This is a genomic window from Tenacibaculum sp. M1.3A, from assembly GCF_057732375.1.
On record NZ_JBYJEF010000009.1, the window covers coordinates 106262 to 127072 of the forward strand.

Sequence of the window (20811 nt, forward strand, 5' to 3'; positions counted from 1 at the left end):
TTATTTTATATAAACGTTTTTACTTTAAATGGATTACATTTTAGCTAAAAACTCTTTGTTCATTTTAATATAATCAGCATTACCTGCTTTTTCAGCACCAGCTAAAGATGCTTTTGCAGCTTTAACAGCTCCTTTTTTATCTCCTGCTTTCGCTAAGATTAAAGATTGCTGACGTAAATACCAAAAACGAGGCTTATCTTTAGTCATATCTACCGCTTTGTTAATCCAAGTTGCCGCTTTTGTAATGTCTTTACCACTCTGTAAATAATATACAGCAGCAGAGTAAAAATCTCCAGCTTTTGGCCCTTGCATAGTTGCTGCAATACTAGCTTCAACAGCTTTATCAGTAGGCGTATTAAATTTTACACCAACATAAACGTCTTCCCATAACATTCCTAAAACAGCAGAATCGTTTTTAAGATCATCAATGGTAATTGTAAAAGTTTCTATTTTCATAGGCATCATTTCAACTTTAGCAGTTGTAGATAAAGCTACCTTACTAGCATCCCATTTCTGTGGAGTTCCCCAGTTTGTTGCATCCGTATAAAAAATTACTTCCCAAGCATCTTTTCCTGGTTTTGTATATAAAGCGTATGTTCCTTTCTTTAATTCTTTTCCGTCGATAGTAACGTCAGTACTAAAAGTAACTTTCGTGTTTTCGTTAGCTCCAGTTCTCCATACTTTACCAAAAGGAACTAAGTTTCCGAAAATTACTCTATCTCTCATTCCTGGTCTAGAATATTCAATTGTTACATCAGATAACCCAACTGCTTGTTCTAATTTAGAAATAGGACTAGGAGCAGGTGTTTTTATTTGTGCGTTTGTAGTTAATGTTAGTGCAGCTACAAATAGGCTTAAAACTATTTTTTTCATGATAATTGATTGTTTTAAATTTAGATGTTAAAATTACAAGGAATAATTCAGTTAAATGTTAATGAAAACTTAAAATAAACATCATTTTTTTAGTTGATATTTGCAATATGAAAAAATATATTTCAGAAGTAATAGGAACTTTTGCCTTAGTTTTTTGTGGTACAGGTGCCATGACAGTAAGTGAAATTACTGGCGGAACCGATTTAACGCATACAGGTGTTGCTATAACTTGGGGTTTAATTGTAATGGCCATGATTTATGCTTTCGGAGAAATATCTGGAGCACATTTTAACCCTGCTGTAACAATTGCTTTTGCCTTTGCAAAAAAGTTTTCATGGAAAGAAGTTCCGAAATATATTATTGCCCAATTATTAGGTGCAATATTGGCAAGTTGTATTTTGTGGATTTTGTTTCCTGCAAGCGAATATTACGGAGCTACGATTCCGTCTTTCGAACCATGGCGTGCTTTTATTTTGGAGTTGTTGCTCACTTTCTTTTTAATGTTAACGATTATCAATGTTTCATCGGGAAGTAAAGAAGTTGGTGTAATGGCAGGAATTGCAATTGGAGGTGTGGTTTTGTTAGAAGCAATGTTTGCTGGGCCAATGACAAAAGCATCTATGAACCCGGCACGTTCTATTGCACCAGCTTTAGTATCTGGTCATTTAGAGCATTTGTGGTTATATATATTAGCGCCAATTTTAGGGGCTTTGTTAGCAGTAGTTTCTTGTAAATTAGTTAAAGACGATAATTGTTGTGATGATGAATGTTAGTGTTTTAGGTTGCGGTTGGTTAGGAAAGCCTTTGGCTTTATACTTAATAGAAAAAGAGTATTTGATAAAAGGATCAACGACTTCTATAGAGAAATTAACTATTTTTAAAGAAGTAGGAATCGAACCTTTTATAGTTGATATAACTAAAGATGATAATAAGGATGTTCAAGAGTTTTTAACTGCGAATGTTTTAATCGTTGCCATTCCTTCTAAGAATGTTTTAGGTTTTAAAAAGTTGATAAAAGAGATTGAGAAATCGGTTATAAAAAAAGTGATTTTTATAAGTTCAACTTCTGTGTATCCGAGTTTAAATAAAGAAATGAATGAGAATGATACAACTGTAGACTCTCCTTTAGTTGAAATAGAAAATGCTTTTAGAACGAATAGTAACTTCGATACAACGATTATTCGATTCGCTGGATTGTTTGGAGAAAACCGAAACCCAGGGAATTGGTTTAAAAACAAAAAGATACCACAACCAAATGGTTTTGTAAATATGATACATCAACAAGATTGTATCGGAATTATTTATCAGATAATAAAACAAAATGTTTTTGGTGAAGTTTTTAATGCATGTTCTAATCATCATCCATCTCGAAAAGAATATTATATAAACGCGAAGAAAGTATTGGGAACAGCACCACCTGTTTTTGATGATTCTTCTCCTTTAGAATATAAAATTATAAATGCTGATAAAGTACAAAAGCAATTGAATTACACTTTTGTTTATGATAATTTGTTAGCTTAAAATCTAAACCTCTGCAAGCGCGAATAACCTGCTCTTGATAGTATGAGTCAGTATAAGAGTGTGTAGAAAAAAGAGATATGTAAAATAATTTGATTTGTAGAGTTGTAGATAGCACAAGCGTGACGCTTGCGCCAGCGGGCGTTTTGAATATTACAGAATGGTAGAAGGAAGCAAAGAATATTTTGTTAAACTAAAAGACAAGGAAGGGGTACTTGTTATTGTAGATAAAGGAGTAGATATAACAATAGGTGCTATTACTAATATTATAAAGGATGATAGAAGTGATATTTTCAAAGAAAAAAATAACATGAAGAACAGTTTATTAATTATATATACTATTATTTTAATAACTACTACAGTTTTTAATAGCGGTTATTTTCTGGATTTAAAAGATTATTGTGTATTTCGGGAAAGTAATTTATCATCAATGTATATTTTATTAATAGTTTTATTTGGTTTATGTTTTCAAATGGGGAATTTTTTTGAAAAGAAAGGATATAACGGGTTAACGTTAATTTATACTTTACCTGTGGTGTTACTTTTAGTTTCTTCTAGAGTTTACTATTTAAAAAGAGATAAATTATTATTGAATAGTAAGGTTATTATAGATAGAGCTATTATAGTAGAAAAAAGTAATTCAAAATTTTCTTGGCATGCAATCTCTAGATTTAAGATAAATAAAAGTAAGGATAGTATAAGTAAGTACTTTAAAATAAATGGAAGTTTATTAAAGAAAAAGAAAATAGGAGATACAATTTTAATAAAATATGTATTAGAATGCCCTAATATTGCTACAGATTATAATTTCTCACCTACTCAAGAAGAAATTAAATATTATAAAGGAGGAAAAGTTATATATCCTGTTAAAAACTAACTTCCGCTGTCACGAGCACCCGATAGCGCGGCTTTGCAATCCTTGCCGATAATGAGTAAGTAATATGTATTAATTTATAATAAAAACAACAGGTAATTTAGAACAGTAAAGTTATTATAATAATAAATGTCAACAAAATATAAAGCAACAGATATCCGCTAGCTAGCGTGAGTATCTTGCTAGTGGCAGTATGAGTAGCATATTTATGTATATCGTAATAGAATAAAATTTATAGAAAATACAATAAAAGTTCTTGTATTGGCAAAAAACTGAAATACACTTTTTTCATAATAATTTGTTAGCTGATTAAGAATACTTCCGCTTCCTTAAATAATTGAAACCAAACCCAAACAAGGCAAGTAAAATTAACGGAACACCAATGTTTATAAATTGCCAAAAACGTTTTTCGGTAAACGCTTTCTGTTTATCTAATAAATTAATGGTTACTGTTTTATTACGAAGATTTATTAAACCTGAATCATCCAATAAATAATCGATTGTATTGATTAAGAAATCTTTATTTCCGAATTGCTCCCCTGTCCATTTATCTAAAGCTAAATCGTGTGGTTTCCCTTTTAAAATCTGATTTTTGGCAATATCTCCATCAGCAATAACCACCATTTTATTTGCCTTACTTTCTGCTTTAAAAAGCGGTGTTTTAAAAGGTTTCGTTCTGTTTTTATAAGCTGAATTAAAAGTACCTTCTAATAATACTCCTAATAGTTGCGGGCCACTATTAAATTCGTTTTCTACAGGTTGCTTTGCAATACTTTGTAACTCAATAAAATTTGGCGTTCCTATTTTTTTTGTAAGTACAGAAGTTACTAATAAAGGTGTTTTTTTTAAGTTTCCTTTTAAAGTATCTATTTGTGTGGTAAAACGAAAACGAATAGGAGCAAGATTTTTAGTAATCGGATGATTAGGATTTCCGTTTACCAACGGATGATAAAACCAATTTAAATGCTGAAATTGTGCTTGGTTTCCTACATTTCCGGTAGCTAAAGGAATTTTAGCGGAATACAAATCTTGAACTAACTTGTTGTTTACACGAACTTGGTAGCTAAACAGTAAATCGGTTAAGTTTAAATCACGAGGAAAAGCTAACATTTTTCCGTTGTTATATAAACTATCAGTATCTGCGTAATTTTGATCAATCATCCAAAGAGATTTCCCTCCGTTTGTAATAAATTGATCGAGTGTAAATTTTTCTTCTTCTGTAAAACGCTCCGTAGGTTTGGCTATAATTGCCAAATCGTATTTTGCTAAGTCGGTTAGTGTTTTCTGCGGATTAGTTGCTACGTTATTTAAAGTAAACTTCGCTAAACGGTATTTCTTACCGAGTTCGGTTAACAAACTGTATAATTGAATATCTTCTAATTGACCATTACCAGCAATTACAGCTATTTTTGGTTTTGTTGTTTTGGTGATGTTATGAATCGCGTTAGCAAAAGAATATTCTAATTTTTCAATAGCGTTTTGCAATTGATTTTCTTGTGTTTTGGCTAGCGAGTTTGGTAATAAAGAAACCAACTCCGTTTTTTTACCAACACTAATTTCTGCCCAAGGAAAAATAATAGCTTCAGATAAATCACCATCTTCTTCAACAGTTAATTGACTTGGCATCATTCCTCTTTTTATCAAACGTTCACGAATTGTTTTCGGATTGATAAATCGAAAGCGAACATTAGAATTGGTTGCTTTTAACTCTTCTAAAAACTGACGTGTTTCTGTTTGTAAACGCTTAAATTCTGCAGGAAAATCGCCTTCTAAATACACGTTTATCAAAATAATATCGTCTAGTTTGTCGAGCAACTTATAAGTAACTTCAGAAATTGTGTATCGTTTATCTTGTGTTAAATCGAATCGTTTATAAACAGCATTAGAAAGATAGTTTATCAAGATTAATCCGATAAATGCAAAAACAATATGTTGTAGCTTCTTATTCATTTTTTAATTGTTGTTTGGTGATGAATAAAAAGAAAATAGTAACGCTTAAAAAGTAAACAACATCGCGCGTATCAACCACACCGCGACTAATACTTTTAAAGTGTTCGTTAATTCCGAATTGTTGTATCGAATTCCCTAAAGTATCGCTTACAGCATCAAATCCGTAGAATAAAATAAAAGTGATAAATATACTTAAGATAAAAGCGACAATCTGATTTTTAGAGAGTGTAGACGTAAATAAACCAACCGCGGTATAAGTGGCAGCTAAAAAAAGTAATCCTAAATACGAACCAATTGTACTACCAATATCTAAATTACCAATAGGGTTTCCTAGCAAACAAACGGTATATACATACGTTAAAGTAGGTAGCAATGCAATGCATACTAAAAGTAAAGAAGCGGTGAATTTACCAAGTACAATTTGCCAATCGGTTACAGGTTTGGTTTTTAAAATTTCGATGGTTCCGCTATTTAACTCATCAGCAAAACTTTTCATGGTAATTGCCGGAATCAGAAATAAAAACAACCACGGCGCTAAATAAAAGAAAGAACTTAAATCGGCAAAACCAGCATTTAAAATATTGAAATTGTCTTTAAAAACCCATAAAAATAATCCGTTTACGAGTAAAAAAACACCGATAACTAAATAAGCTATTGGTGATGCAAAAAATGAGTTAAATTCTTTTTTTAGTATGGCGTACATTATGCTGGGTTTATATCGAGGCGGAAAATAGTATTGTCGTCAAATAAATCCTCATCATCTAAAATAAACTGATGTTTTTCTAATAACGTTGTTGATGCAGTATTATTTTGATGTGTAAAAGCTTCAATGGTGTTTAGTTCTAAAACCGATTTACCATACTCTAAAACAGTAGCCATAGCTTCACTCATAAAACCTTCATTTTGAAAATCGGGATTTAATTCATAACCAATTTCTGCATAATTATTTTCGGCATTGATATTATGATAAACAATGGTACCAATTATTTGGTTGCTTTCTTGATGCTGAATTGCCCAAAAAATTCGATTTCCTTTTTCAAATTCATCCAAACAAGTTTGAATAAAAGAATCAGCATCATTTAAGTTTTTAGGCGTATCTCTAATAATTAATTTATTGATTTCTTTGTTAGAACGCAGTTTAAAAATAGTTCGTTTATCGTTAAAAGATAATTGACGTAATGTTAATCTTTCAGTAGATAATTCAGGGAAAATAGTAGGGTAGTTCATTATGGTAGGCTTACGGTTTTGTCAACACTCCACGCTAATGGTTTGTCGTTAAATAATACTTTTGTTTGTGCCCAAACTCCTTTAAATAAATCAGAGTTTCGGTAGTTTTCTAAATCTTGTTCGGTTTCCCAATAGCTGTAAGTAAAAAAGATATCAGAATTTGTTTTGTCTCTATACAATTCTAATAAACGGCAACCTGGTGAGTTTCTAATAAACTCTTTTTTGGTGTTAAAATTAGCTAAGAATTCTTCAATTTTCTCTGAATGAAAACTCATCTTTACAATTCGTACAAACATATTTTTAATTTATTGTGGTAAAATCGGGTGTTTCAATTGTTTCAAATTCAATAGTAATAGTATCTCTATATCCTAGACCTAATAAAGACGATGCACCACCAACGGTGTTTAGATTGCTTCTGTAAATTGCAATTTCTAAAAAACCTGCCGAATTAAAAATAGCAAGCTTTTCTCCGTCATAACGTCTTTTATCCTCAGGAACAGTATAGTCTACAATTTCATTATATCGATTGTAAATTTTATTAAAAAAAGATCGTTTTGCTGATATTTTAAACTCTCGGCCTTTCCCTATAGTATTAAATAATTTTTTGTGGATGTTTGTAATTACATTTCCGTAGTTATCTATATAAATAACACCACCAATAATAACAGTTTGCGCTTGATTTACTTTTGGCTGTATCTCAATAATTTTCTTATAAGAAGTTATTTCTTTACCAATAACATTTAAACTACCGCCACGAGCAATATGTGAAGCTACTTGCACAAAAACATCTAAAACAGGAAAACTAGTTTCTATATGATTATGAATATTAATTTCTACAATCTTGGTAGGATTAATTTCTGATGTAATCATTGATATTAAACCGTTATCGGGACAAATAAAATAATGATTATCTAATTCTATAGCAATGTGTTTGTTATCTACACTTAATTCAGAATCTACACCAACAATATGTATTGTTTTGTCAGGAAAACTCTTGTAAGTATTTTTTAAAATATAAGCAGTTTCGGTAATGTTAAACGGTGTAATATGATGTGTGATGTCAACAATTTTAGCCTCAGGTAATTCACTATAAATTGCTCCTTTTACAGCACCAACAAAGTGATCTTTTATTCCGAAATCGGTGGTCAATGTAATTAGAGACATTAATATAAGTACTTGTTAATTAGTGGGTTGAAAAAATAGGCTAAATTTTATCGCAAAACTACATAAATCAATAAAAATAATCATTATTTTTAATGTGAATAAATTAAAACTTTTATCATTTGAACGAACGTATCATTGAAATAACAGAAATCGACCCAAATGAATTTTTTGGAGCTCAAAATAGTACGATAACTGAGTTGAAAAAGTATTTTCCGAAAGTGAAAATTGTAGCCAGAGGAAATAAGCTTAAAGTTTATGGTGAGCCCGAGATTTTAGATGAACTCGAAAAACGGGTTGATATGTTAATGAAATACTTTAATAAGTATAATAAGTTAGATGAAAACAGTATCGAGCGTGTTTTAACATCAACCGGAAAAGAAGAGGAAATTCGAAAAGCAGGAAAAATTGAAGGAGTTTTAGTGCATGGTGTTAATGGTAAATTGATAAAAGCACAAACAACAAATCAGCGTAAAATGGTTGATTTAATGGGTAAAAATGATATGCTATTTGCTGTTGGACCAGCTGGTACAGGAAAAACATATACAGCTGTTGCCTTGGCAGTGAAAGCATTAAAAGAAAAAGAAGTTCGTCGAATAATTTTAACAAGGCCAGCGGTAGAATCTGGTGAAAATTTAGGGTTTCTTCCTGGTGATTTAAAAGATAAGCTAGATCCGTATATGCAACCTTTATACGATGCATTGCGTGATATGATTCCGCATGAAAAACTAGAATCACATTTAGAAAAAGGGATTATACAAATTGCGCCCTTGGCATTTATGCGTGGTCGTACGTTAGACAATGCTTTTGTTATTTTAGATGAAGCGCAAAATACAACGCATAATCAAATGAAAATGTTTTTAACACGAATGGGAATGCATGCAAAATTTATTATAACCGGAGATCCTGGGCAAATAGATTTACCTCGTAAACAAATTTCTGGATTAAAAGAATCGTTATTGGCTTTAAAAGATATTAAAGGAATTGCGATGGTGTATTTAGATGATAAAGATGTAGTGCGTCACCGATTAATTAAAAGCATTATTAAAGCGTATAAAAGTATAGAAACTGAATAATACAGACTAGATTTTAAATATAATAAAGCTAGATCAAATTAATAAAACGATTAAAATCATCAATAAAATGAAAAATAAATTGCCTTTGTATTTTCTAAATATAATCTCTCTTTTAATACTTTTTTCGTGTTCACCAAAGACAGATAATGACAATGTAAATGAAAATACAGAAAAAAATATAACACTTTTCTTTGTAAATGACCAGCATGCACGGTTAGACAATTTTGCTAAAATTAAATATATAATTGATAAGGAAAAAGAAAATAATAGTGTCGTTGTTGCGTGTAGTGGTGATATGTTTTCTGGAAGCCCAGTGGTTGATAATTATACAGACAATCAAGGATACCCGATGATTGATGTTATGAATCGAGTAGGATTTGATATTTCAGTTTTAGGAAATCACGAATTCGACTACGGTGAAGAAACGTTAAAAGATAGAATAGATCAATCTAATTTTAAGTGGGTTTGCGCAAATGTTGATATGTTAAAAACCAATGTGCCGCAACCAAACGAATATTATACGGTTTTAAAAGATGGTTTAAAAATTACGTTTTTAGGCTTGGTAGAAACAAACGGAAAAGACAACGGTACAATTCCGTCCACACATCCATGGAAAGTTAAAAACTTTGCTTTTCAAAGACCAGAAGCTGTTGTAAGCAAATATAAAGATGTTAAAAAGTCTGAAGGTTCAGATCTTTTTATCGCATTAACTCATTTAGGACATTCTACAGATAAAGGGTTAGGAGATGTACAATTAGCAGAACAATATCCGTATTTCGATTTAATTGTAGGGGGGCATACTCATCAAGAAATTAATACTGTTGAAAACGGAATCCCAATTTTTCAATCAGGATCTTATTTAAAGAATTTAGGAAAAATTGAAATATCAGTAAAAAATAAAGCAATTACAAATATTAAATATACACTTATCAATCTTGATGAAGTAACAGAATATGATCAGAATTTAAAAGATATTATTGACGGTTATAACGATTTACCAGAGTTAAAAGAAGTAGTTGGTGAGTCATTAATATATCACGAAAAACATAAAGTAGGTTGTTTTTATGCTGATGCGCTTAAAAGTGCCATGAATGTAGATGTTTCTTTTCAAAACTCAGGCGGAGTTAGAAGTTCTTTAGATAAGGGCAATATAACGAAGGAAGAAATATATACAATAGAGCCTTTTAATAACGGAACCGTAAAATACGATATGAGTGTTCAGCAAATAAAAGACTTTCTAATAGGTTCAGCGTCTGGTTTTTATTATTCAGGAATTACTATTGAACAAGTAGATAATAAAGTTGAAATTAAAGATGCAACCGGTAATTTAATGAACGATAATACGATACTTTCGGTAGGTTTAAACGATTACATTCCTGCTGTTCACGATGAATATTTTCCTGAAGAAAATAAAGTACAAGATCTTTCGGCAGCAGAATCAATAATGTCTTATTTGCAAAATACCAATTCAGAGGTTAATTACCCTAGTTGTGCTAATTACTTTAAATACACTATTTAGTTTTTTTACAAAAGCGGATTTAGGTAATTAAAAAGAGTTGTTAAATAAAAAAGAAGAATAAATAACATATTTTTGTAGTCAACAACACAACAAACAAAAAATGAATACAATTAACGAAACCAATTTTCAGTTTCCAAAACAAAAGTCGGTTTATAAAGGTAAAGTACGAGAAGTTTATAATATAAATGATGAGTTATTAGTGATGATAGCTTCAGATAGATTATCTGCTTTTGATGTAGTTTTACCACGTCAAATTCCTTTTAAAGGTCAGATTTTAAATCAGATTGCCACTAAAATGATGAATGATACAGCAGCTGTTGTTCCGAATTGGTTACATGCAAACCCTGATGAAAACGTAGCAATTGGTCATTTATGCGAACCTTTTAAAGTGGAAATGGTAATTCGTGGTTATATGTCTGGTCATGCAGCACGCGAATATAAAGCTGGTAAAAGAGTTTTATGTGGCGTAGCAATGGCAGAAGGAATGAAAGAAAACGACAAGTTTCCTATTCCTATAATTACACCATCTACCAAGGCTGATAATGGTGATCATGATGAAGATATTACACGTGAAGAAATTTTATCGAAAAATGTAGTTTCAGAAGAGGATTACATCGTTTTAGAAAAATACACCAGAGCATTGTTTCAAAAAGGAACTGAAATTGCAGCTTCTCGCGGATTGATTTTAGTAGATACTAAATATGAGTTCGGAAAAACAAAAGATGGTAAAATTGTCTTGATTGATGAAATTCATACGCCAGATTCTTCTCGTTATTTTTATGCTGAAGGATATCAGAAAAGGCAAAATAAGGGAGAAGCTCAAAAGCAATTATCAAAAGAGTTTGTGCGTCAGTGGTTAATTGAAAATGATTTTCAAGGAAAAGACGGACAACAAATTCCTGAGATGTCTGACGAAAAGGTTATCGAGATTTCAAATAGATATATCGAATTATACGAACAAATTACAGGAGAGAAATTTGTAAAAGCAAATACAACAAACGTATTAGATCGTATAGAAAAAAATGTAGTTAATTTTTTAAATGGATAGTAACAAAATAAGTATTCGTCCGGTTTTAAATTTATCTTCTGAAATTCCCGTAGAAGATTTTCAGAATAAAACAATACGGCCAATTTTAAAGTTACAACACGAGCTGCTTTTACAATTTTTTGTTTTCTTTTGTAAGAATCAAAAAGTAGATATTTTAAATGTCGAAAAAGAGAAGTTTAATAAAGCGGTGAACAATATCACCAAAAAAAATATAAATTTAAAAAATCAGTTTTTAGGTTTAATTATAGGTCAGTTTACCGTTGGTGAATTTGCATTTTATAAAGAAAACAATACTGATATTAATAAAAGAATTTTAACGATGATTGGGCAACGAATTAAAGATAGCCAATTAGAAATTAAAGATTTTAAAACAAACAACAATGATAATAGAACCAAGAACTAGAGGGTTTATTTGTTTAACATCTCACCCAATAGGATGCGAGCAAAACATAAAAGATCAAATAGCATACGTACAATCGAAAGGTAAAATAGAAGGCGCTAAAAAAGTATTAGTAATAGGTGCATCAACAGGTTTCGGATTGGCATCAAGAATTTCAAGCGCCTTTGGTTCTGACGCGGCAACAATCGGAGTTTTCTTTGATAAGCCAGCGACGGAAGGAAGACCAGGATCACCAGGTTTTTACAATACTGCAGCTTTCGAAAAAGAAGCAACAAAAGCAGGTTTGTATGCAAAAAGTATCAATGGAGATGCATTTTCTAACGAAATAAAAGAGCAAGTTGTAAACTTAATCAAAAAGGATTTAGGTCAAATTGATTTAGTTATTTATAGTTTAGCATCACCGGTAAGAACGCATCCAACATCAGGAAAACGCTTTAAGTCGGTTTTGAAACCAATCGGAGAAGTTTTTACGAACAAAACAGTTGATTTTCATACAGGAAAAGTATCAGAAATATCTATAAACCCTGCCGAAGGTGAAGATGTAGAAAATACAGTAACGGTAATGGGAGGTGAAGATTGGAAAATGTGGATGGACGCATTACAATCTGAGAACTTATTATCAGAAGGTGCTACAACAGTTGCTTATTCTTACATTGGCCCAGAAGTAACAAAACCAGTATACAGAAACGGAACAATTGGTGCCGCAAAAGACGATTTAGAAGCAACAGCTTTTAAAATTACAGATGATTTAAAATCATTAAACGGAAAAGCATACGTTTCTGTAAATAAAGCATTGGTAACGCAAGCTAGTTCTGCAATTCCGGTAATTCCGTTATATATTTCTTTATTATTTAAAGTGATGAAGGCAAAAGGAATTCATGAAGGATGTATCGAGCAAATTCAACGTTTGTATAGCGAACGTTTATTTGGTGGTGATTTAAATTTAGATGCTAAAGGAAGAATAAGAGTTGATGACTGGGAAATGCGTGAAGATGTACAAGCAGAAATTGCAGAATTATGGGAAAAAGCAACTACCGAAAATTTAGCCGAAATAGGAGATTTAGAAGGATATAGTAAAGAATTTTTTAAGTTATTCGGATTTAAAGTTGACGGAGTAGATTATGATGTTGATGTAAATGAATTAGTTAACATTCCGAGTATCCAATAAGTCGATAAAAAAATAAATTGAAAACCTCATAGATATTAAGTCTATGAGGTTTTTTAGTTATATTTAATTTTTAAATTATATTATGGAAACAGCTACAGTAAAAGCATTAAAAGATGAATTAAAACATAAAAATTCTAACGAATTGTTAGAGCTGTGTTTAAAATTAGCTCGATTCAAAAAAGAAAATAAAGAATTACTTACTTACCTGTTATTTGAGTCTCATGATGAAGAAAGATATATTTTAGGTGTAAAAAATGAAATAGATGTATTATTTGAAGGTATTAATACTAAAAGTTATTTTTTTATCAGAAAAAGTGCGCGTAAAATATTAACAAGCACTAAAAAATACATTCGTTTTTCAAAGAAAAAAGAAACAGAAGTCGAATTACTCCTATATTTCTGTGTAAAACTTAAAAACTTTAAGCCTTCTATAAAGAGTAGTCCGCGTTTACAAAATATATTAACGACGCAAATAAAGTTGATAGAAGAATTAATAATAACACTACACGAAGATTTACAATATGATTTTCGTTTAGAGTTGGATAAATTATAGCGTTGTGAAAAATATTAAAACTACGGTAGATGTTTAAATAGGGTAATTGTTGTTTGAAAATGTACAGAAGTAAAATGTTTTTTTATTTGTATAAAAAAAGTTAAATTTAAAACAAATTACAATGAACTAAATCACATGAGTAACTATCATATAAAACATTTAGAAGAGTACTTTCAAGTATATAAAAAATCAGTCGCTTCTCCAGAGAAATTTTGGGAAGAAATTGCAGAAGAACATTTTCTTTGGAGAAAAAAATGGGATAATGTACTAAGCTGGGATTTTAAGAAACCAGAAGTAAAATGGTTTGAAGGAGCTAAATTAAATATTACTGAAAACTGTTTAGATCGTCATTTGTTAACAAGAGGCGATAAAACAGCGATTCTATTTGAGCCAAATGATATAAATGAAGAAGCACAGCATATAACATACAAAGATTTACATCAAAAAGTATGTAAAATGGCAAATGTGTTAAAAGATAGAGGAGTTAAAAAAGGAGATAGAGTTTGTATTTATCTGCCTATGATTCCAGAATTAGTTTACGCTGTTTTAGCATGTGCACGAATAGGAGCAATACATTCAGTAGTTTTTGCAGGTTTTTCATCAACAGCTTTGTCTACAAGAATAAATGATTGTGATTGTAAAATTGTAATAACAAGTGATGGTTCTTTTAGAGGAAGTAAAACAATAGATTTAAAAGGAATAGTAGATGAAGCATTAGAGAGTTGTTTAGGTGTTGAAGCTGTTTTAGTGGTTAAAAGAATCCAGTCTTTTATTGCAATGAAAAAGAATAGAGATTTTTGGTTAGCTCCTCTTTTAGAAGTAGCATCAGCAGTATGTGAACCTGAAATTATGGATGCTGAAGATCCGTTATTTATATTGTATACATCAGGCTCAACAGGAACACCAAAAGGAATGCTACATACTACGGCAGGCTATATGGTGTATTCGGCATATACTTTTAAAAATGTATTTAATTATACAGAAAATGATGTGTATTGGTGTAGTGCAGATGTTGGTTGGATTACAGGGCATAGTTATATAATATACGGACCATTGGCAAACGGAGCAACGTCTGTTTTGTTTGAAGGAGTTCCTAGCTATCCAAATTATAGTCGTTTTTGGCAAACAATAGAGAAGCATAAGATTACTCAGTTTTATACAGCGCCAACAGCCATAAGAGCATTAGCTAAAGAAGGTATTGGTCATGTAGAAAATTATGATTTATCATCACTAAAAGTTCTAGGAACGGTAGGAGAACCAATAAATGAAGAAGCTTGGCATTGGTATGATGATAATATCGGTAAAAATCAAGCACCGATAGTAGATACTTACTTTCAAACAGAAAATGGCGGAATTATGTTAACACCAATTCCTTACGTAACACCTACAAAACCAACATATGCAACATTGCCATTTATAGGCATTCAGCCTGCTTTAATGGATGAAGAAGGAAAAGAAATAGAAGGAAATCAAGTAAGCGGACGTTTGTGTATTAAATTTCCTTGGCCTTCGATTGCCAGAACTATCTGGGGAAATCATAAAAGATATAAAGAAACTTATTTTTCTGCATATGAAAATAAATATTTTACAGGAGACGGAGCTTTAAGAGATGAAGTAGGTTATTACAGAATTACGGGAAGAGTAGATGATGTAATTATTGTTTCAGGACATAATCTAGGAACTGCACCGATTGAAGATGCGATTAATGAACATCCTGCTGTGGCAGAATCAGCGATCGTAGGATTTCCTCATGATATTAAAGGAAACGCATTGTGCGGTTACGTAATTTTAAAAGAAACAGGCGAGTCTAGAAATCAAGATAATTTAAGGAAAGAAATAAATCAAATTATAGCAGAACAAGTCGGAGCGATTGCTAAATTAGATAAAATACAATTTACCAAAGGATTACCAAAAACAAGATCAGGGAAAATAATGAGACGTATTTTGCGAAAAATAGCAAATAACGACATTGACAATTTAGGAGATATAAGCACATTGTTAAATCCAGAAGTTGTAGCAGATATTATTAAGCAATCTTAAAAGAAAGCTTTTTTTATGAAAATAAGTAAATTATTGTACCTTACAGATAATAAAAAAAACAATCAATATGCCAAATTATACTTTAAAAATTAACGGAAAATCACGCTCTTTTTCTGCGGATGATGATACGCCTTTATTATGGGTTTTACGAGATGAATTAGATATGGTTGGTACTAAATTTGGTTGTGGAATTGCACAATGCGGTGCTTGTACTGTACATGTAGACGGAACAGCAATGAGAAGTTGCCAGTTAAAAATGTCGATGTTAGATAAAGAAGAAATTACAACAATTGAAGGTTTATCAGAAAATGCAGATCACCCATTACAAAAAGCTTGGAAAGAAGTTGATGTTCCGCAATGCGGATATTGCCAGGCAGGTCAAATAATGACAGCAGCTTCATTTTTAAAGGACAATCCAACGCCATCAACAGAAGAAATTCGCGAAGCAATGCATGGTAATTTATGTAGATGTGCATCCTATAATAGAATTGAAAAAGCAGTAGCAATTGCAGCTAAAAAAATGTCTTAAAAATTAAACTATGAGCACACAAGAAAATAAATTTACGTTTAGTAGAAGAAATTTTTTAAGAACATCAGCATTAGCAAGTGGCGGAATTATAATTGGTTTTAATCTTTTTACGGCATGTAAACCAAATGTAGCTCCATCAATAGATATAGAAAATTTAAACTATAACGATTTTAACGCGTTTATTAAAATTTCTGAAGAGGGTTATGTAACTATTTATTCTCCAAATCCAGAAATAGGGCAGGGAGTAAAAACATCAATGCCAATGATTATCGCAGAAGAGTTAGATATCGATTGGGATAAAGTACACGTAGCACAAGCTCCTTTAGATACCAAAAATTATAATCGCCAATTAGCAGGAGGAAGTCAGTCAATACGTTTTGGATGGGATGCTTTAAGACAAACAGGAGCTACTACAAAACAAATGTTAGTAAATGCAGCTGCCGTAAAATGGGGCGTGGATGCAACAACATGTAAAGCATCAAAAGGGGTTATTACAAATGCAAAAGGAGAAACTTTAGGATACGGAGATGTTGTAAAAGAAGCCGCTTTTTTAGAAGTACCTGAAAATGTAACTTTAAAAAAAACTTCTGAATTTACCATTATAGGAAAGAGTGCAACCAATGTAGATTTAGAAAAAATAGTAACAGGTAAACCTTTATTCGGCATAGATTATAAAGCTCCCGGAATGGTATACGCAGCAGTATTAAGACCGCCGGCATTTGGCCAATTATTAGCTTCTTTTGATGCATCCGAAGCAAAAAAAGTAAAAGGAGTAATAGATGTTATAACTATTGGAGATAAAGTTAGAAGTTTTTTAGATTCAGGTAAATCTAATTGGACTTTTAAAATGTCTGAAACAGATAAAGTGGTTGTGGTTGCCGAAAATACTTGGGCAGCTATTAAAGGAAAAAATGCCCTAAAAGCTGTTTGGAAAACGAATAATAAAGAATTAGAAAATACAGAAGCTCATGATAAAATTCTAAATGATATTTTAGATGCTAAAGATTTTGATGTACGTCGAGAAGACGGAGATGTTAAAAAAGCATTTGCAGCAGCAGATAAAATAGTGGAAAGAACGTATCATTCACCTTTTTTACCTCATAATTGTTTAGAACCAATGAATTTTTTCGCCAATGTTACTTCAGAAAAAATTGATTTAATTGGTCCAGTACAAACTCCAGAGTTTGCTGCGATGGTGGTTGCAGAAATGTTGGGTAGAGATTTAGCCGAAGTTCAAGTGCATATGACAAGAATGGGTGGTGGATTTGGTCGTCGTTTATATGGTGATTTTGTGTACGAAGCAGCAGAGATTTCTAATACAATTAAAAAACCAGTAAAAGTTATATCTACCAGAGAAGATGATATGACAACAGGTGTTTATCGTCCAGCAATAAAATATAGAATTGCAGCATCAATAAAAGATAATAAAATTACAGGATATCATTTAAAAGAAGCGGGAGTAAATAGTAATATGTACGGATTAATTCCACATTTTTTCCCTGCCGGATGTATTCCAAACTATAAAGTTTCTACGAAGAATTATCAAAGTGATATTACTACAGGAGCTTGGAGGGCACCGTACACTAATTTTTTAGCTTTTGCCGAGCAATCATTTTTTGATGAATTAGCAACGGAGTTAAACATCGATGCTGTGCAATTACGAATCGATTTATTACAGAATGTTAAAAATACTCAAGATAAAAAAATAGAATATTCAGGTAAACGAATGGAAGAGACCATCAAGCTAGCTGCAGAAAAAGGAGGTTGGGGAAAAGCGAAAGAAGGAGTTTTTCAAGGTTTTTCGGCATATTATTGTCATAATACTCATGTTGCTGAAGTTGCAGAGGTTATCTTAAAAGACGGGTTGCCTGTAGTTACAAAAGTAGTTGCAGCGGTAGATTGCGGAATTGTAGTAAACCCTACAGGAGCAATAAATCAAGTGCAAGGTGGTGTAATCGACGGAATAGGACACGCAATGTATGGTGATTTAACTTTTGATAAAGGAAAACCTTCCAACAAAAATTTTGACACCTATCGATTAATCAGAATGAATGAAACTCCAAAAGTTGAAGTACATTTTGTAGAAAACCAATTGTCGCCAACAGGCTTAGGAGAGCCAGGTTTACCACCTGCTGGTGGTGCTGTTGCAAATGCAATTTATAAAGCACTAGGTCAAAGGTTATATAAACAACCCTTTATTAAGGAATTAAATCAATAGGTAAAAGGATAAGCTCATAGTTTCATTTAAAAAGATGTCGTATTAAAGCGTCTTTTTTATTGATTATTAATAAAGAAAATATCAATTTTGAAAATCTGTTAAAAAGCATTAATTTTGCTACATATAAAATTACAAAAGTAATAATGATAAAAGATTTATTTGAAAGAATTAAAGAAGATAAAGGGCCTTTAGGAAAATGGGCAGATAAAGCAGAAGGATATTTTGTTTTTCCTAAATTAGAAGGACCAATTTCAAACAGAATGTCTTTTAATGGTAAGAAAGTAATTACTTGGAGTATCAATGATTATTTAGGATTAGCAAACCACCCGGAAGTTTTAAAAGTAGATGGAGAATCAGCTTCAACTGATGGGTTAGCATACCCAATGGGTGCCCGTATGATGTCTGGTCACACAAAATATCACGAACAATTAGAGCAAGAATGTGCTGAGTTTGTTGATAAAGAAGCGGCATATTTGGTGAATTTTGGATATCAAGGAATGGTTTCGGCTATTGATGCTTTGGTAAATAAAGATGATATTATTGTATATGACATGGATACACATGCCTGTATTATTGACGGAGTTCGTTTACACTCTGGTAAGCGTTTTGTTTACCGTCATAATGATATCGAAAGTTGTGAGAAAAACTTAAAAAGAGCAACTAGAATGGCTGAAAAAACTGGTGGAGGAATTTTATTAGTTTCTGAAGGTGTTTTTGGTATGCGAGGTGAGCAAGGTCGTTTAAAAGAGATAATTGCTTTAAAAGAAAAATATAATTTCAGAATTTTAGTCGACGATGCTCATGGTTTCGGAACGCTAGGTGAAGGAGGTAGAGGTACTGGTTTTGAGCAAGGTGTTCAGGATGGTATCGATGTATATTTCGCAACGTTTGCAAAATCTATGGCTGGTATTGGAGCCTTTTTTGCAGGTGATAAAGATGTAGTTCAGTATTTACAGTACAACATGAGATCTCAAATGTTTGCAAAGTCATTACCAATGCCAATGGTAAAAGGAGCACTGAAGCGTTTAGATATGATTCGTACAATGCCTGAATTAAAAGAGAATTTATGGAAAATAACAAACTCTTTACAATCTGGTTTACGTACTGCTGGTTTCGATTTAGGTACAACGCAAACGTGTATTACACCTGTGTTTTTAAAAGGAGAGATTCCTGAGGCAATGGCAATGGTACAAGATTTACGTGAAAATCACGGCGTATTTTGTTCAATTGTAGTATATCCTGTAATTCCTAAAGGATTAATTATTTTAAGATTAATACCAACAGCAAGGCATACACAAGAAGATGTAGATGAAACAATTGTTGCGTTTACAGGAATAAGAGAGAAATTAGAAAACGGAACTTATAAAAAAGTTGCAGAGGCTATAATGGCTGGGTAATAAATTAAAGATTAAAACAAAAAAACTCATGAAAATTTCATGAGTTTTTTTGTTTTAAAAAAGAAAGGAATACATTTGGAATCCTTTTTGATAATCATAAATGATGAAAAAGTTTTTATACATATATATAATGCTATTTGTTACTGTTGCGATAGGGCAAATAAAAGATACGTTACCAAATTTTAATAACGAATATTTTTTATTAAAAGAAGGTGATAGTTTAATGATTACATTAAACGAAATAGCTATTCTACCAAAGCATAAATATAACGAAAAGTCAGATGCACGTTATTATTATTGGTTTCGACGTAAAGTTTTTAAAGCGTATCCCTACGCTGTATTAGCGGTGAAAAAAATAGACAGTGTTGATGCTCAATTAGCTAAAATAAAATCAAACAGAAAAAAAAGAAGATTTGTAAAAAAGACTCAAAAATATTTAGAAGAAGAATTAACAAAGCCGCTAAAAAAATTAACAAGAACAGAAGGGAGGATATTATTGAAATTAATACACCGTCAATCCGGCAAGACAGCATTTAATAATGTAAAAGAATTACGGAGCGGTTGGAAAGCTTTTTGGTATAATGCAACAGCCAATATGTTTAAGTTGTCATTAAAATCAGAATACCTTCCAGAAAAAGAGAATGAAGATTTTTTAATAGAAGATGTCTTGCAGCGTGCTTTTATAGAAGAAAAGTTAGAATATCAAGAGCCAAAATTAAAAAAAGAGTATTCGTCGATAGTGTCAAAGGGCAGAGGAGCTGTAAATGTAGAATTCTATAAAATAATGTTTGCAAAACAGCAGAAAAAGCGCGCTAGAAAAAATAAAAGCAATAAAAAATAATTAAAGAGGTTTGTTATGAAGTTTAAAAAGTTTTATGGCGTGTCAATTTTTTTAAAATTGTCGGGCTTTCACTACTCGCTTTTTTACTAAAAAAGGTAAAAAGAGCTCAAACAAGTCGTTCAATCCCTCACGCGAAGAGCAATTCATTAATAATATAAGAACAAAACAATAATCTACACGATTAAAACAGATGTTAAGTAGTTGTGTAACAGTACTAAAAACAATACTTTAAAAAAGGTACACAAAGGTAGTTGTTATGTAATAAAAGCAATCTATAATTTGCACCCGCTAAGGGAAAAACGAATGCTTTAGGGCATTAGTGATATACTCTAAAAGTTCCTAAAAATACTGGTTAAGATAGTTTTAATAAAATGTAAAAAATAAGTTAATTTTTTCTTGTTTGCTACTAATTAAAGAGA

The 20811-nt window shown here is 31.5% G+C and carries 20 protein-coding genes; 14 read left to right on the forward strand and 6 right to left on the reverse strand.

Features of this window, described 5'->3' with window-relative positions:
* Positions 1 to 33: 33 nt before the first annotated feature.
* A complete protein-coding gene (locus AC28QF_RS12895; RefSeq protein WP_488202219.1) occupies positions 34 to 873 on the reverse strand; it encodes a DUF2911 domain-containing protein in 840 nt (279 codons plus the stop codon).
* 107 nt (positions 874 to 980) lie between these two features.
* On the opposite strand from AC28QF_RS12895, the gene AC28QF_RS12900 reads away from it, so the two are divergent.
* The 3 genes from AC28QF_RS12900 (at position 981) to AC28QF_RS12910 (ending at position 3268) form a co-directional block, all read left to right on the forward strand.
* Positions 981 to 1646, forward strand: a complete 666-nt coding sequence (locus AC28QF_RS12900) for an MIP/aquaporin family protein (RefSeq protein ID WP_488202220.1) — start codon at positions 981 to 983, stop codon at positions 1644 to 1646.
* The gene (locus tag AC28QF_RS12905; protein WP_488202221.1) at positions 1633 to 2394 is read left to right on the forward strand and encodes a Rossmann-fold NAD(P)-binding domain-containing protein; all 762 of its coding nucleotides are present in this window, start codon (positions 1633 to 1635) and stop codon (positions 2392 to 2394) included. Before AC28QF_RS12900 ends, AC28QF_RS12905 begins: the two co-directional genes overlap by 14 nt.
* A 157-nt stretch (positions 2395 to 2551) precedes the next feature.
* On the forward strand, positions 2552 to 3268 hold the full coding sequence (locus tag AC28QF_RS12910) for a hypothetical protein (RefSeq protein ID WP_488202222.1): 717 nt from the start codon (positions 2552 to 2554) through the stop codon (positions 3266 to 3268).
* Between the two features lie 306 nt (positions 3269 to 3574).
* On the opposite strand, the gene gldG is transcribed toward AC28QF_RS12910, so the two are convergent.
* Genes gldG through AC28QF_RS12935 form a run of 5 tightly spaced genes read right to left on the reverse strand, consistent with a single transcriptional unit; the run spans position 3575 to position 7606 of the window.
* Complete coding sequence (gene gldG, locus AC28QF_RS12915) at positions 3575 to 5215, reverse strand: gliding motility-associated ABC transporter substrate-binding protein GldG (protein WP_488202223.1); 1641 nt, start codon at positions 5213 to 5215, stop codon at positions 3575 to 3577.
* On the reverse strand, positions 5208 to 5918 hold the full coding sequence (gene gldF, locus AC28QF_RS12920) for a gliding motility-associated ABC transporter permease subunit GldF (RefSeq protein ID WP_488202224.1): 711 nt from the start codon (positions 5916 to 5918) through the stop codon (positions 5208 to 5210). Before gldF ends, gldG begins: the two co-directional genes overlap by 8 nt.
* A complete protein-coding gene (locus AC28QF_RS12925; protein WP_488202225.1) occupies positions 5918 to 6442 on the reverse strand; it encodes a GNAT family N-acetyltransferase in 525 nt (174 codons plus the stop codon). Before AC28QF_RS12925 ends, gldF begins: the two co-directional genes overlap by 1 nt.
* A complete protein-coding gene (locus AC28QF_RS12930) occupies positions 6442 to 6738 on the reverse strand; it encodes a putative quinol monooxygenase (RefSeq protein ID WP_218773261.1) in 297 nt (98 codons plus the stop codon). Before AC28QF_RS12930 ends, AC28QF_RS12925 begins: the two co-directional genes overlap by 1 nt.
* 4 nt (positions 6739 to 6742) lie before the next feature.
* Positions 6743 to 7606 carry an SAM hydrolase/SAM-dependent halogenase family protein gene (locus AC28QF_RS12935; RefSeq protein ID WP_488202226.1) on the reverse strand — a complete coding sequence of 288 codons (864 nt, stop codon included), beginning with the start codon at positions 7604 to 7606 and terminating at the stop codon, positions 6743 to 6745.
* Between the two features lie 119 nt (positions 7607 to 7725).
* Here AC28QF_RS12935 and AC28QF_RS12940 point away from each other — a divergent pair, with 119 nt between their 5' ends.
* The 11 genes from AC28QF_RS12940 to AC28QF_RS12990 all read left to right on the forward strand — a co-directional run bounded on the left by AC28QF_RS12940 (position 7726) and on the right by AC28QF_RS12990 (position 20392).
* Positions 7726 to 8679 (forward strand): PhoH family protein, encoded by a 954-nt coding sequence (locus AC28QF_RS12940; protein WP_488202227.1) that lies wholly within the window; start codon positions 7726 to 7728, stop codon positions 8677 to 8679.
* A 67-nt stretch (positions 8680 to 8746) separates the two neighbouring features.
* Positions 8747 to 10198 (forward strand): bifunctional metallophosphatase/5'-nucleotidase, encoded by a 1452-nt coding sequence (locus AC28QF_RS12945; RefSeq protein WP_488202228.1) that lies wholly within the window; start codon positions 8747 to 8749, stop codon positions 10196 to 10198.
* A gap of 100 nt (positions 10199 to 10298) precedes the next feature.
* Positions 10299 to 11246, forward strand: coding sequence for a phosphoribosylaminoimidazolesuccinocarboxamide synthase (locus tag AC28QF_RS12950; RefSeq protein WP_488202229.1), 948 nt, complete (start codon positions 10299 to 10301; stop codon positions 11244 to 11246).
* Positions 11239 to 11649, forward strand: a complete 411-nt coding sequence (locus tag AC28QF_RS12955; RefSeq protein WP_275316407.1) for a glyoxalase — start codon at positions 11239 to 11241, stop codon at positions 11647 to 11649. The genes AC28QF_RS12950 and AC28QF_RS12955 overlap by 8 nt, the downstream gene beginning before the upstream one ends.
* Entirely contained in the window at positions 11627 to 12814 is a 1188-nt protein-coding gene (gene fabV, locus AC28QF_RS12960) for an enoyl-ACP reductase FabV (RefSeq protein ID WP_488202230.1), read from the forward strand. The genes AC28QF_RS12955 and fabV overlap by 23 nt, the downstream gene beginning before the upstream one ends.
* 82 nt (positions 12815 to 12896) lie before the next feature.
* On the forward strand, positions 12897 to 13367 hold the full coding sequence (locus tag AC28QF_RS12965; protein WP_488202231.1) for a hypothetical protein: 471 nt from the start codon (positions 12897 to 12899) through the stop codon (positions 13365 to 13367).
* A gap of 90 nt (positions 13368 to 13457) precedes the next feature.
* Positions 13458 to 15407 carry an acetate--CoA ligase gene (gene acs, locus AC28QF_RS12970; RefSeq protein WP_488202236.1) on the forward strand — a complete coding sequence of 650 codons (1950 nt, stop codon included), beginning with the start codon at positions 13458 to 13460 and terminating at the stop codon, positions 15405 to 15407.
* A 67-nt stretch (positions 15408 to 15474) separates the two neighbouring features.
* Positions 15475 to 15936 carry a (2Fe-2S)-binding protein gene (locus tag AC28QF_RS12975; RefSeq protein ID WP_488202232.1) on the forward strand — a complete coding sequence of 154 codons (462 nt, stop codon included), beginning with the start codon at positions 15475 to 15477 and terminating at the stop codon, positions 15934 to 15936.
* A 10-nt stretch (positions 15937 to 15946) separates the two neighbouring features.
* Positions 15947 to 18154 (forward strand): xanthine dehydrogenase family protein molybdopterin-binding subunit, encoded by a 2208-nt coding sequence (locus AC28QF_RS12980; protein ID WP_488202233.1) that lies wholly within the window; start codon positions 15947 to 15949, stop codon positions 18152 to 18154.
* A gap of 146 nt (positions 18155 to 18300) precedes the next feature.
* Positions 18301 to 19551, forward strand: coding sequence for a cysteate-C-fatty acyltransferase (capB, locus tag AC28QF_RS12985; protein ID WP_488202237.1), 1251 nt, complete (start codon positions 18301 to 18303; stop codon positions 19549 to 19551).
* A 103-nt stretch (positions 19552 to 19654) separates the two neighbouring features.
* Complete coding sequence (locus tag AC28QF_RS12990) at positions 19655 to 20392, forward strand: DUF4294 domain-containing protein (protein WP_488202234.1); 738 nt, start codon at positions 19655 to 19657, stop codon at positions 20390 to 20392.
* The last annotated feature ends 419 nt before the right edge of the window (positions 20393 to 20811 follow it).

What these genes read in the sequence shown, in the direction of transcription:
- AC28QF_RS12910 (WP_488202222.1), top strand. Translation starts at nt 2,552, where the DNA reads ATGGTAGAAGGAAGCAAAGAATATTTTGTTAAACTAAAAGACAAGGAA.
- fabV (WP_488202230.1), top strand. Translation starts at nt 11,627, where the DNA reads ATGATAATAGAACCAAGAACTAGAGGGTTTATTTGTTTAACATCTCAC.
- AC28QF_RS12930 (WP_218773261.1), bottom strand. Translation starts at nt 6,738, where the DNA reads ATGTTTGTACGAATTGTAAAGATGAGTTTTCATTCAGAGAAAATTGAA.
- AC28QF_RS12965 (WP_488202231.1), top strand. Translation starts at nt 12,897, where the DNA reads ATGGAAACAGCTACAGTAAAAGCATTAAAAGATGAATTAAAACATAAA.
- AC28QF_RS12955 (WP_275316407.1), top strand. Translation starts at nt 11,239, where the DNA reads ATGGATAGTAACAAAATAAGTATTCGTCCGGTTTTAAATTTATCTTCT.
- AC28QF_RS12925 (WP_488202225.1), bottom strand. Translation starts at nt 6,442, where the DNA reads ATGAACTACCCTACTATTTTCCCTGAATTATCTACTGAAAGATTAACA.
- AC28QF_RS12990 (WP_488202234.1), top strand. Translation starts at nt 19,655, where the DNA reads ATGAAAAAGTTTTTATACATATATATAATGCTATTTGTTACTGTTGCG.
- gldF (WP_488202224.1), bottom strand. Translation starts at nt 5,918, where the DNA reads ATGTACGCCATACTAAAAAAAGAATTTAACTCATTTTTTGCATCACCA.
- AC28QF_RS12975 (WP_488202232.1), top strand. Translation starts at nt 15,475, where the DNA reads ATGCCAAATTATACTTTAAAAATTAACGGAAAATCACGCTCTTTTTCT.
- AC28QF_RS12900 (WP_488202220.1), top strand. Translation starts at nt 981, where the DNA reads ATGAAAAAATATATTTCAGAAGTAATAGGAACTTTTGCCTTAGTTTTT.
- AC28QF_RS12950 (WP_488202229.1), top strand. Translation starts at nt 10,299, where the DNA reads ATGAATACAATTAACGAAACCAATTTTCAGTTTCCAAAACAAAAGTCG.
- AC28QF_RS12945 (WP_488202228.1), top strand. Translation starts at nt 8,747, where the DNA reads ATGAAAAATAAATTGCCTTTGTATTTTCTAAATATAATCTCTCTTTTA.
- AC28QF_RS12980 (WP_488202233.1), top strand. Translation starts at nt 15,947, where the DNA reads ATGAGCACACAAGAAAATAAATTTACGTTTAGTAGAAGAAATTTTTTA.
- AC28QF_RS12895 (WP_488202219.1), bottom strand. Translation starts at nt 873, where the DNA reads ATGAAAAAAATAGTTTTAAGCCTATTTGTAGCTGCACTAACATTAACT.
- AC28QF_RS12905 (WP_488202221.1), top strand. Translation starts at nt 1,633, where the DNA reads ATGATGAATGTTAGTGTTTTAGGTTGCGGTTGGTTAGGAAAGCCTTTG.
- gldG (WP_488202223.1), bottom strand. Translation starts at nt 5,215, where the DNA reads ATGAATAAGAAGCTACAACATATTGTTTTTGCATTTATCGGATTAATC.
- AC28QF_RS12935 (WP_488202226.1), bottom strand. Translation starts at nt 7,606, where the DNA reads ATGTCTCTAATTACATTGACCACCGATTTCGGAATAAAAGATCACTTT.